We start from the raw sequence: 13241 nt of genomic DNA, 5'->3' as shown, positions 1-13241 counted from the left end.
CTGGCACAGGGTTCTCCTTTGTTCCATACGCTGGATTGTTCATATCATCCCTGTTCACTGTCAGGATAACTTTCATTCCATAAGGCCAATGCATACGATTAGCACCTAAAAAACACATAATGCTAAAATACTTCTTATACTCTACAGAATAAAAAGGAAAATACAGACCTCTCGGATTACTAAAATAATTATTATCTATTTTTTCACGAAAAGTTTCAGATGTAATGACATCTTTATCCACATTCTCTATATATAATTTAGATTTTTCTTCTGGCATAGTAACCTCTATGTCATAAGAATTATTCATATACTCTTTGTAATATTGTTCTGCGTCATCGTTATACTTATTTGAATAATAAAATATATTTATCAGAAATAGAAGTAAAGGAAATACTATAACAGTTCCTATAATTTGTCCTAATGTCACCATAGGGAAATACTTGAATATATTTTTCATGATTTATTCGATTGAACAGTTATTCCTGTTAGATTACTATCTTGAGATTTAATAATTTCATCTATCATTTTAGCATATAGAGTATTCTCGTTTTCATTTATAGCTTTTTCTATGCTATTACTTATCACAGCCGCAACAATACCCACTCCAAGCTTCTGCAAATTTGTTTTATCTATAATACCTTTAATACTTTCACTTACCATTTGCTTTCCAACATTTTTAGCTGTTCTTCCTGCAAACACCATCCAGAAAGCTCTGGAAACATTGTTACCTTGAGAAACTTCTTCTGCTCCCCAACGTCCAAGAGTTTTGAGAACTTCTCCATTACTTCCAATAACACCAACCGAAGCCTCTCCTGCAGTTAGAACACCGCTTACCCCGGCGTCACGTCCCATTTCAGGTTTCAAGATACTACCATCTGCTTCCAACTCAGCCTGCTCCCCTTTTAAGATTTTACGAGCATATTCATGCTGATTCTTCATATTCTGATTACGGTAGTTATCATCGGCTCCCGAGACATAATCATACACCGCCAATCCAGAACCAATGATAAGTCCTGCCACATCGCCAGCACCTGATGCCTTAAAGGCATTAGCAACTGACCCTATAAAACCTTGTGAAGCATTAGAATAGTAATTCAACTCTAATATCTTCTTATTACTATCGCTAATCTTCTTTGATAGTTCTAAAGCTTTTTCATGACTCATCACCAAAGAGACAACCCCTCCTTTCTTACAAGTAAGAAAAGAGCGTTCCAAAAGAGCATTTGCTTTCTCTATATAAACTTTACTGTGATACAACTCCCACGTGCCTCCTTTTGTACTATCACATTCATGCGGAGCCTGTCTACTTTTATCCGCCTTATCCCCATAAAAGATAGCAGCTCCCCCTAAGGCACCAGTGGTAATGGCAGCTGCTGCAACAACAGCTGTACCTGCACCAAAAGTTAAAACAGTAAGTGCAACGACAGCTGCTCCCAATGCCAAACCCAAAAGCAAACTACTAAGCCCCTCATAATACGAGACTTTAATACGGCACTGCAACTGACAGCTTAATTTCTTGTCGCAAGTATTGAGTAATGCTTTACTTTCCTTACCATACAAGACTTTAGCTTCTCTCTCCGTAACGATTTGACTGGGTAATGTAGACAACATCTCCGTACAGATAACATCTGTACCAGCAGGTATATATGATTGTGCCATAGTTATTTCAGTCTGTGAATACGATAAGTTACCAATATCTCAATATTATTCTTTACCTCCTCGATGATATTCACCTTGATTTCCTGAGGAAGTCCGTCATCTGCAAGGAGGATATCATGATAGAACTCATAATTATACTGCGTAAAGCTATACTTGATAATTGGCTGATAGCGTTCCTTATAGGTCTTCATGATGCCATACTCATTGACAAACTTTGTACGCTGGTCGTCAGCAGAGATATAGCGCGATATCTTTTTCAGTCCCGTCTCTTCATCAGTGCTTAACTCTTGCGTAAGAGAAGTCTTAATAGGAGTTTGGTCAAAGAGGAAAGAATAGAAGGTTTGCTCGAACTTCTCATCTTCCAGCTTTCTCCCTAAAAGATACTTATCAAAGAAAACATCATAAAACAGCTTACCCGAAAGTTCTGCTCTGAAAGTCGGTTCATCAACGAACTGCTTGTCGATAAGGTCAGTAAACTTCTCCACCTGCTTGCCTTCGTCAGAGCCTTGTCCCATAGTAGAATTGATCGTATAGAACATATCAGCACGGTATTCCTCCCAGCGTTTCTTGATTTCTTCAAAGTTCACTACCCTGTTAATCTTACCAGTCATCGTATCAACCGTAACCTCTGCACGACACTTGATACTATCAATCTTATCCAATAACTCCAGAGCCGCCATCATATTTTCTGGTCGTATCTTGACAAAACTCTCCGTCACTTCACCTTTAAACCTATTATTTTTCAGTTTGGAGTCATACTGCAAAGATAATAATTAAAATCTATCAGGGTCGGTTTTTTCTAAAAAATCTATTTATTTAACGTTGAACATTAATGTAAGTTACTGCTGTATTATAAAGATAAGGTAGCACATTCCTCTTACTCAGCCGTTCTTTCAAAGAAAGAATATCGTATTGAGTTAATAAAACGAACAACAAGTTGACTCTATTTTAACGATATTTAGAAAGATTCCTACCATCAGCACCATTGGTGTTAACAAACAGCACGACATGTGCTAAGCACCAGCACAACATGTGCGGGGCATCAACAAGCAGGCTAAAGATAGGAAGAAAGAGGCATTATACTCATCATTATGAAGAGAGTAAAATACTAATTACTAAATGGTTTAGCTATTAACACAAACAATAAGCCCTATTAAGCTGATTGGGCTAATAGGGCCTTATAAGGCAAACAGTCATAAAAGAGACTATCAACTATCAAAAAGATGCTCAATATCCTGCTGCTTCATTATCGCAATCACGGGTTCGCCAGAAGGAGTGTAATTGACATTACTACAAGCAAAGAGTTCGTTGACAATATTATCCATTTCCATACTACTCAGCACCTGACCTTGCGGTATGGCTGCATTACGTGCAAGACTCAATGCCAAAGCTTGGTCGATTTCTTCCTTTGCACTCGTTCCGCTCTCCATTGCCGAAGCTACCATGTCATTGATAAGCGCAACGACATTCAGTCCTTCTATACCTGCAGGAACTCCATTAACAGCATAACTACCACCACCAAGGCTATCGAGTTGGAAGCCCATCTCAGCCATTTCAGGCAGAATCTGGTCGAGAACCACTTGGTCAGAGACAGAGAACTGAACCATCTCTGGGAAGAGTACTTTCTGGGAATGTACTTTATGTTCAGACAACTGGCGCAAATACTCCTCATAGAGAATACGAATATGCGCACGATGCTGGTCGATAATCATAAGTCCAGACTTCACCGCTGTCATGATATAACAGCCCTTATACTGATAATGAGAGGGTGCCTTGTCTTCTATCAACGACTCTGCTGCGGACTGTGTAGCTGCCGAAGGGATAATTGTTCCTTCCTCAACAGTATCACTTACAGTACCCAAACTACTGCTTATCATCTCATCCTCACGCTGTTCAAAGAGTTTTGACTGACGGATTTCACCACCAGACCCTAAGTCAGCATAGAGTTCTTCCCATCCATCAGGAACTGAAGACTTAGCAGGTTGAGATGTTTGCTTGAAAGGATTATAAGCAGGATTGAAGTCTACCTTTGGTGCGGACATTCCGACATTAGGATTAAACACAGGGATATCAGGTTTTCCCTCCGTATCAAAGTCAATGGCAGGGATATCATTAAAGCGTCCTACAGCCTCCTTTACAGCAGCAAGTAGAATCTGCCAAATAGCCTGTTCGTTCTCAAACTTTATCTCAGTCTTTGTCGGATGAATATTCACATCGATATTCTCTGCTGGTACATCGAAATAAAGAAAGTAAGGAACCTGCTCTCCTTGTGGGATAAGTCGGTCGAAAGCCGTGATGACTGCCTTATGAAAATAAGGATGTTTCATATAGCGGTCGTTGACGAAGAAATACTGATGAGGTGCTTTCTTACGTGCAGACTCTGGCTTACCAACAAAGCCATGGATATGACAAAGGCTCGTATCAACATCTATCGGCAGAAGATCCTGATTGAGACGCTTACCAAATACCTCCACAATACGCTGACGATAGCTACAAGCACGCAAATTGAAAAGTTCTGTACCATTGCTATGCATTGTGAAGGATATCTGTGGATAGACCAATACGATGCGCTCAAAAGCAGTAATGATATTATTGAGTTCGGTAGTATTCGACTTTAAAAACTTACGTCGAGCAGGTACGTTGAAGAAAAGATTCTCTACCAAGAAATTACTTCCCACAGGACAAGAGCAAGGCTCCTGACCCGTAAAACGACTGCCAGCAATAGACAGATGTGTACCCAAATCCTCGCTCTCCATACGAGTCTTTAACTCTATCTGAGCCACCGCAGCAATAGAAGCCAATGCCTCTCCACGGAAACCCATCGTACGAAGAGAGAAGAGGTCGTCAGCCTTACGAATCTTAGAAGTGGCATGACGTTCGAAGGAAAGGCGTGCATCCGTCTCTGACATACCCTTTCCATCATCGATTACCTGAATAGATGTGCGGCCAGCATCTACCACCAACACATCAATATGTGTTGCTCCAGCATCAATGGCATTCTCCACCAACTCCTTAATAACAGAGGCAGGACGTTGTATAACCTCACCGGCTGCAATCTGGTTGGCTACACTGTCTGGTAAAAGTTGTATAATATCACTCATGAATGATTCTATAAAGCAAAAAATAAAAATAAGGTAAGAAGGGCAATGACACCAGCCGAAAGAATCAACGACACCCACATAGCCGTAAAACGATTACCTCTATGGCGCAACACTTCTGGCTTCAGCGAACCACTGATTTTGCGCTGTAGTTCCTCCCGATACTTACCCTCAGGCACCTCTTCACCATTCAATTCATGCCGAGCACGCTGCTCTATATCATTGAGCAGTTCCTTGCGTTCGTCCACATACATATATTCATGATGGAAACGACGGGGGCGTGATGATTGGAAGAATAGCATTATTTATTGTGGAGTATTACTTAATAAAACGTCAAATGGGTCTGCATATAAGACCCAAAGACGTCATTCTATTTGCTGACGAGGTGGCAAAGACACTCGTGAATTACGTACAGTTGCACTCGTCTTACGTGGAGCCAATCGGAAGATATCATTCTTATCCTTAGGTCGTACCTCATCAAAAAGCTCAAAGCGAGGCAGTGTCAACTTGTCGGGTGGTATCTGTGTCATCGGACTAATCACACCATTCGACTTCGACATCCATATCTTTTGTAGCTTTCGAACAGGTGAGATAAACATCCGAAGCGTATCTGTTTCTGTATAATTATGCCCAATGAGCGTACTATCCTTATCGGTATGATAGAAGACTACTTCCACATTTCCCCACGCATCAACACGACGAACAGCACCATTGACAAAATCAGCACGCATGTCATTAGAGGATATCTGGTTGTAGTATTTGGGTTCAGGAAGCTTTTCAATAGAGAAAGCATTGCCATAAACAAACGCCTGACGGATGGTTGAGTCGTTCATATACGCCTTAATAGAATCGCCCACCAACTGACGTGTACCACTCCACACGATTGGATAATCATACATCGTTAGACAAGAATCCTTGGTGTTAGCTACCATAAAACCACATACCGCCTGCACATCTGTACGATAGGCACGAACATTATTCACACCATATATCTCACGATACATCTGTGGAGTATTCATATGAAATCCCTTCATACTAATAGTATCAGCATGAACAAAGAGCGTATCACCTTGTGAAAAGTCCTTTGCTACTGGGCCAGGATTACCGCCAAAGGCTATCGCTGCGGAATCAGTATAATGAAGATAATCGCTATAGAAAGCATGCTTACCCTTATAATCAATATAGTAAACGTTGCCTTCACCAGTTCCCTCATGTGTATTACTATTGTAGGTAAGGTCACGACCAGTTATGGTGCGCTGCTTTAACTTGTCTACAATCTTCACATTGCCACGTCCTGCACTATAACCAGTCTTGGCATTGTAAGTCACTTCATCACCTGTAATAACACGCTGTGCCTTACGGTCATCTATCTTAACATTACCACGTGCGTTACTATGACCAGTCTTCTCGTTATAGAACACATCCTGACCGATGATAGTGCGATTGTTTGCTTTATCCACAATCTTCACATTACCATGACCTTCTGCTTCTCCTGTTGAACTGTTATAGACAATATTATCGCCTTCAACATCCTGCTTTGGGGAAGTGATAGTAGAACGTCCATTAAGCTCCATCTGGTCGGTCTTGCTATTATAAGTACCATCATTGGTATGCACAACTTCGCCCTTGGCTGTCTTGATAACCGACTTACCAACAACATGAACAAGACCCGTTTCAGTGTTACCATGCGCCTCTGGTGTTGTAATACGATACTTCGGCGTAAACATCACAACGTTACCAAAGAAGTTGGCATCATGCGTTTCCGTATTGTAATCACCCTGATCGGCAACCACCGTGTTACCATTGTAAACCAATGTACCACGTCCTCCAAAGTAGTTAGCCACCTTAGAGGCTGTGTTATAGTCCAAGCTATCACAACGGAGAGAGCGACCAGGTTCTCTTACTACCACCTTACCGCGTGCATGAACCATTTGTCCAAAGCCATCATAATGTAAGCGTTGGCAGTCAAGGTTCACTCCGCCAGGGCGAGTGATATGCACACGGCTGAAAGCTTTGAACCAATTAGACTTCTCATTGAAATAAGCACTATCGCACTTAAGTGTCATACCCTTATATCGGAAACGAACATCGCCTTTAGCAATCATCACATCAGGCATTTCCAATTGATTATGACGTAGATTGTCGGCATGGTCAATATAGAACTTATCTCCTTTCTTCTCCGTTGCATTCTGTGCTCGGAGCGACTGAGATTGCCATAGCCCAAACAGGCATAGAATCATAGTAATCAAGATTCTATGCCCGCAAAATATGTTTTTATACTTGTTGTTTATTGTCATTTAAGCCAACCTTCGTATTGGAAATTACAACTTCTATAACGAGGATTAATCCTCACATAGGTCTCCTTTACCTTCTTTACAACCCAATCATGCAGTACTTCCTTTCTGCGTTTAGCTGTAACAATCTCACGCATAGCCTGGAAGTCTTCTGTTATCGTAGCTCTATGTTCTGGTACACGTGCCTTCAACTTTACGATAGCACAAACAACTTTACCACGAGCATTAACCATTTGGAATGGCATAGAAACCTCGTCAACCTTCATCGTATCAACAACACGAGCCACCTCTGTTGGCAGTTCCTTCATCTTAAAGCGTGAAGTGCGAGTGTTCTCTACAGAGTTAACCATCAATCCATGGTTGTTCTTCGTATCTTTATCATCAGAAAGATAAGCCGTTGCATCCTCGAATGTAAACTTACCACTCTTGATGTCCTTACCAATAGAATCCAAACGCTCCTTAGCTGCATCGATAGAAGCTATTGAAACATTTGGCTTCAAGAGGATATGACGGACATTAACCTTATCACCACGACGGTCAATAAGTTGGATAATGTGGTAGCCAAACTCACTCTCAACAACCTTTGAAATCTTCTTTGGGTCAGTAAGGTTAAAGGCTGCAGCTGCAAATGCAGGGTCGAGTACACCACGTCCCATATAACCTAACTCGCCACCTTGACGAGCAGAACCTGGGTCTTCTGAGTAGAGACGTGCCAATGTAGCAAAAGAAGTCTCGCCCTTCGTCACACGGTCAGTATAGTCACGCAGTTGGTTCTTAATACGATTTATCTCCTCTGTCTCAATCTTTGGAGTCTGCGTAAGTATCTCTACTTCAACCGTTGTTGGAATCATTGGAATACTATCCACTGGCAACTTCTTAAAGTATTCGCGTACCTCAGCAGGGGAAACAGCCACGTCATTAACTAAATTCTGCTGTACCTTCTGTACAAGCAAACGGTTCTTATAATCGTCATGCAGGTCTTGGCGAATCTGAGTCATACTCTTATTCTGGAACGCCTCGAGCTTCTCCTTTGAGCCAATCTGTGGAAGAGAAATCCAGTAATTAATCTGATCATCTATACCACGTGCAATCTCTGACTCGCTCACCTCAACACTATCGAGGGCTGCCTGATGGAGGAAAAGCTTTTGAACAGCTATCTGTTCAGGTAGAATACATTCAGGGTCGCCATCCCATTTCGTACCTTCAGCCTCACTTTGCAGTCTCATTATCTCAACTTCAGACTTCAAGATAGGTTCATCACCGACTACCCAAATAACCTCATCAACAACACTGTTTGGCTTATCTACGGCAGCAGTCTCAGTCTTTACAGAGTCTGACAGAGCAACAGGACCGCTTGCACGAAATGCACCAGCATGCAAACCCATTGCTGTAAGAACTGTTCCTGCAAGCAGGACTATAGTCTTTCCTTTATTTATTTTCATTGAAATGCTGTATTATCTTAATGCTTATTGACTGTTGAAAGAACCTTCTTATCAACAACTACTTTATACTTTTTGCGCAATGCTTCTACCCATGCCTTCTCAAGTTCCTCCTGATAGTTGGAAACAACAAGATCGCGCACATCTTCCATCCCCTCAGGAGCCTTTATCTTCTTACCGAACACGGCATCAATAGGATATCCATTAACTGGTTTCACAGTCGTCTTCGCACCGAAAACATCACGGTCTACTAACGCATTATCCCCCTTTCGGAAGATACCTTTCTCCACACGAATACGGATAGTATTGTCAGCATTGAACTTATCACGCAGTTTCTCTGCCCACTGATTGAAAGGAACATTCCTCACACATGCCTTCACAGCCTCAACATCTTCCTTTGTTTTCACGTGATAGGCAATACCCTTAAAACGTGGTTCAGTCCACTTATATTGTTTTTTATGCTTACGAAAATAAGCTTCAAGTGCCTTTTCATCCTTAGCAGCCTTATCCCAAACCTCACGGTTACTCATTTCAATCATCAGTAAACCATCATGATACTCACGGATAAGATTTTTCATGCTTGCATCTTTCTCCTCCAAAGAATCGAGTTTTCTGTCGAGCAGTTGATTCTGTGTGACCGTCTTGCCCTCACTCTCTACAATAGAATCGAGTTTCTGATCAATAATCTGCTCACGCAAACCTTGCATCTCAATATACTGCATGATATCTGGACGAAGTGTTTCATAAGTTGGGAAACTCTCACGACCACCCATCTTAATGATATGATAACCAAAAGGAGAAAGTACAGGAGCACTTATCTCACCTGGCTTCAAAGCAAACAGAGCCTTCTCAAACTCAGGTACTGTCTGTCCTTTCTGAAGATGTAACAACTGCCCACCGTTCATGGCAGAGTTAACATCTGTGGAATATTTCTTAGCCAGTTCAGCAAAATCTGCACCACCACGAAGAGCGTTATAGAGAGAGTCTGCCAACTGCTTTGCTGCTTCTGCAGCTTCCTTATCAGCATTCTGATATAAACCGATGAGGATATGTGCGCAGTTCCACATACCACCATTAGCCTCTACCTGCTGCTGAGCTTCACGATAAAGTTTATGTCCTTCCGCCTCAACGTCAGCATCTGTGATGAAAGTTGGGCGCACCTGCTGGTTACGATAGCTGAGGAACTCCTTTTTAAAAGAGCTGAGCGTATCAAGATGCGCATCGAGTGCAGCCTGCACCTTCAGTTTGTAATTGATAAAGAGGTCAACATACTCATCCACACTCTTCTTATCAATCACACCATCAGCGTTATTCTTATTATACGAATACTCAAATTCCGAACGGCTCACCGGCTGTCCGTTAATAGTCATTATTGTTGGGTCAGTCTGCCCATATGCCATTGTCGTTGAAAGCAAGAGGGCTGACAGAATTACTTTAAATTTCATCATTATTCTTTTAACGCAGGGACCCTCTCCCCTGAAAAACAGGAAAGAGGGCGAATGATTTATCGTCTTTTATATTATTCTGGACGCGAATAGTTTGGTGCCTCACTGGTAATTGAAATATCATGTGGATGACTCTCCAATACACCAGCATTGGTGATGCGGGTAAACTTAGCATTATGCAAGTCTTCGATAGAAGCCGCACCACAATATCCCATACCTGAGCGAAGACCACCGACAAGCTGATAGATAACTTCCTGAACAGTTCCCTTGTAAGGAACACGACCAGCAATACCCTCTGGGACGAGTTTCTTAACATCACCTACATCATTCTGGAAGTAACGGTCACGTGAACCATTCTTCTGCTCCATAGCCTCCAATGAGCCCATACCACGATAGCTCTTGAACTTACGTCCGTTGAAGATAATTGTATCACCAGGTGACTCTTCTGTACCAGCAACCAATGAACCTACCATCACGCTGCTGCCACCTGCTGCCAATGCCTTAACAACATCACCTGAGTAACGCAAACCACCATCAGCAATCAATGGCACACCAGTACCTTCCAATGCCTTACAAACATCATAGATTGCACTCAGCTGTGGCACACCAACACCTGCAACGACACGTGTTGTACAGATAGAACCAGGTCCGATACCTACCTTAACTGCATCAGCACCATTGTCGACCAAGAACTTAGCAGCCTCACCAGTTGCAATGTTACCCACAACAACATCAAGGTTAGGGAAGGCTGTCTTCACATCATGAAGCTTGCCAATCACACCGGCAGAGTGTCCGTGAGCAGTATCAATAACGATAGCATCAACACCAGCAGCAACAAGTGCCTGTGCACGTTCCATGGTATCAGTAGTCACACCAACACCAGCAGCAACACGAAGACGACCCTTCTCGTCCTTACATGCCATAGGCTTATCCTTGGCTTTGGTAATATCTTTATAAGTAATCAAACCAACGAGACGATTCTCACGGTCGACTACTGGTAATTTCTCAATCTTATTCTCTTGCAAAATATGCGCAGCTGCAGTAAGATCAGTTTGCTGATGAGTTGTTACAAGATTATCCTTGGTCATCACATCATCAATAAGTTTATCCAAATGACGCTCAAAACGAAGGTCACGATTGGTAACAATACCCACGAGATGATTCTCCTCATCTACTACAGGAATACCACCGATATGGTAGTCTGCCATCATCTCAAGTGCATCCTTCACTGTACGACCCTTAAGGATAGTAACAGGATCGTAAATCATACCATTCTCAGCTCGCTTCACAATAGCCACCTGACGTGCCTGGTCTTCGATGCTCATGTTCTTATGAATCACACCGATACCACCTTCACGCGCAATCGCAATCGCCATAGAACTCTCTGTAACGGTGTCCATAGCTGCTGTAACGAAAGGCACATTAAGATCAATGTTACGTGAAAACTTGGTTTTCAAGACCACCTCTTTAGGCAGTACTTCTGAATAAGCCGGAATTAAAAGGACGTCATCGTAGGTTAAGCCGTCCATCGTGATTTTGTCTGCAACAAATGATGACATAATTGTATTTTAGAAATTTATTGCATGCAAATTTAGCAATTTAAAATCAAACAGACTGGCTTTTTCCAGTTTTTCTCACACCTTATTAAAAGTATTTAATATTTATTCCTTAACATACTCCCTGCTTTTCGCCAGTAACTATAAAACATCAAGTACAAATCCATACTCGTCAAAAGTCTATACATCGACAATAATCTCCTCATTATCAATCAATAATAAGCAAATATAGATTATATCAATTAGTACATAGATTTTATCTGTTGTGGTAGATTGAAAAACCCACTAACTTTGCACTCGTAAACAAGAAACAACAACTTAAAAACATATTCAAGATGAAAAGATTAGAAGTATTAGGATTAAACGAAAAGAAAGTAGAGAACATAGTAAATGAACTTTCAGTTTTGCTGGCAGATTTTCAGGTATTCTACAGCAACCTCCGTAATTTCCACTGGAACGTAAAGGGACATGGTTTCTTTGTATTGCATAGCAAGTATGAGGAACTTTACAACGATGCAGCAGAGAAGGTTGATGAGGTAGCAGAACGTATCCTTCAGTTGGGTAGTACTCCAGAGAGCCGTTTCAGTGTATATCTGCAAACTGCTGAAATCAAAGAGGCTGACGTTGTTAGTTGCAGCAAAGAGGCTCTCGACTTGCTTCTCAATTACTACAAGACACTGATTGCTCGTGAGCGTAGAATCATCGAAGTTGCCTCTGACGCACATGATGACACAACAGTTTCATTGGTAAGCGACTTCCTCAAGGAGCAGGAAAAGACTGTTTGGATGCTCGTTGCTGTTAGCTCACAGAGTTGCGCAGAATAATACAGAAACATTATCATATATAAGTAAGGGGCTGAGTCAAGCTTGAAGACAAATCATTGTCTCAGCCTCTACCAATTATAGACATGGATAGGCGTAGTCTATGCATACAGTTGAGTATATCTCATATGAGCATAGAACTTATTAAGATTAGGGAAAAGACTGATTATCAACACAAAACAAGTATTGATATATAAAATAGTATAAAAGATAGTCATTCTCTATTGCTTTATAAGATATAACCGCTATCTTTGCTATTGGTATTTAAAATTATTAACTTAAACGTATTTAAGATGAAAAGATTAGAAGTATTAGGTTTAGACGAGAAGAAGGTACAGCACGTAGTAGTAGATTTATCACTCTTACTGGCAGATCTTCAGGTATTCTATAGCAACCTTCGTGGTTTCCACTGGGACGTAAAAGGACATGGTTTCTTTGTAATGCACAGCAAGTATGAGGAACTTTACAATGATGCAGCTGAGAAGGTTGACGAGGTTGCAGAGCGTATCCTCCAGTTGGGCAGCAATCCAGAAAGCCGTTTCAGTGCATATCTCGAAGTAGCAGAAATCAAAGAGGCTGGCGTTGTTAGCTGCAGCAAAGAGGCAGTTGACTTGCTCCTCGATTACTACAAGACACTGATTGCTCGCGAGCGTAGAATCATTGACCTTGCTACAGAGGCACACGATGATACAACCGTTTCATTGATGAATGACTTCCTTGTTGGTCAGGAAAAGACTGTTTGGATGCTCGTTGCTGTTAGCTCACAGAGTTGCGCTGAGTAATTCATTATACTATAATAAATAGCCAAGAGGCTGAATCAGAAGTGAGAATGCACATTATGTGCATCTATCAGAGGACTTTAGTAAAGGATTCGGGTATAAGTGACAAAAAGAGACCTAAAATGGGTCTCTTTTGCTCTTATATGACAA

At 41.5% G+C, this 13241-nt stretch carries 11 protein-coding genes; 2 read left to right on the top strand and 9 right to left on the bottom strand.

Annotated elements, in window-relative coordinates; translation table 11 throughout:
* The 9 genes from HMPREF1505_RS11500 to guaB form a co-directional block, all read right to left on the bottom strand.
* Window positions 1-457, bottom strand: a 457-nt coding sequence (locus HMPREF1505_RS11500) for a hypothetical protein (protein WP_036925475.1), incomplete at its 3' end; no start/stop codon positions are given.
* Complete coding sequence (locus tag HMPREF1505_RS11495) at window positions 454-1659, bottom strand: DUF4280 domain-containing protein (protein ID WP_036925472.1); 1206 nt, start codon at window positions 1657-1659, stop codon at window positions 454-456. The genes HMPREF1505_RS11500 and HMPREF1505_RS11495, both read right to left, overlap by 4 nt.
* 2 nt (window positions 1660-1661) lie before the next feature.
* Window positions 1662-2342: a hypothetical protein gene (locus tag HMPREF1505_RS11490; RefSeq protein WP_155948939.1), complete on the bottom strand. Its 681-nt coding sequence runs from the start codon at window positions 2340-2342 to the stop codon at window positions 1662-1664.
* 525 nt (window positions 2343-2867) lie between these two features.
* Window positions 2868-4760, bottom strand: a complete 1893-nt coding sequence (gene mutL, locus HMPREF1505_RS11485; protein ID WP_036925467.1) for a DNA mismatch repair endonuclease MutL — start codon at window positions 4758-4760, stop codon at window positions 2868-2870.
* Between the two features lie 8 nt (window positions 4761-4768).
* On the bottom strand, window positions 4769-5059 hold the full coding sequence (locus HMPREF1505_RS11480; protein ID WP_036925465.1) for a hypothetical protein: 291 nt from the start codon (window positions 5057-5059) through the stop codon (window positions 4769-4771).
* Window positions 5060-5122: 63 nt separating this feature from the next.
* Window positions 5123-6997, bottom strand: coding sequence for an OstA-like protein (locus HMPREF1505_RS11475; protein WP_036925462.1), 1875 nt, complete (start codon window positions 6995-6997; stop codon window positions 5123-5125).
* A 53-nt stretch (window positions 6998-7050) separates the two neighbouring features.
* Complete coding sequence (locus HMPREF1505_RS11470; RefSeq protein ID WP_036925459.1) at window positions 7051-8493, bottom strand: peptidylprolyl isomerase; 1443 nt, start codon at window positions 8491-8493, stop codon at window positions 7051-7053.
* 17 nt (window positions 8494-8510) lie between these two features.
* Complete coding sequence (locus tag HMPREF1505_RS11465) at window positions 8511-9935, bottom strand: peptidylprolyl isomerase (RefSeq protein ID WP_036925478.1); 1425 nt, start codon at window positions 9933-9935, stop codon at window positions 8511-8513.
* 74 nt (window positions 9936-10009) lie between these two features.
* Window positions 10010-11494, bottom strand: a complete 1485-nt coding sequence (gene guaB, locus HMPREF1505_RS11460) for an IMP dehydrogenase (RefSeq protein WP_036925456.1) — start codon at window positions 11492-11494, stop codon at window positions 10010-10012.
* A gap of 332 nt (window positions 11495-11826) precedes the next feature.
* Here guaB and HMPREF1505_RS11455 point away from each other — a divergent pair, with 332 nt between their 5' ends.
* Together HMPREF1505_RS11455 and HMPREF1505_RS11450 are read left to right on the top strand one after the other, a co-directional pair.
* Window positions 11827-12315, top strand: coding sequence for a Dps family protein (locus HMPREF1505_RS11455; RefSeq protein WP_036925453.1), 489 nt, complete (start codon window positions 11827-11829; stop codon window positions 12313-12315).
* Between the two features lie 290 nt (window positions 12316-12605).
* Complete coding sequence (locus HMPREF1505_RS11450; protein ID WP_036925450.1) at window positions 12606-13094, top strand: Dps family protein; 489 nt, start codon at window positions 12606-12608, stop codon at window positions 13092-13094.
* Window positions 13095-13241: the final 147 nt, after the last annotated feature.

Source organism: Prevotella sp. ICM33, assembly GCF_000517825.1.
GTDB classification, from domain to species: Bacteria; Bacteroidota; Bacteroidia; order Bacteroidales; family Bacteroidaceae; genus Prevotella; species Prevotella melaninogenica.
The sequence above is the reverse complement of the archived record's forward strand: the minus strand, read 5'-3'. Positions and strand labels throughout refer to the sequence as shown.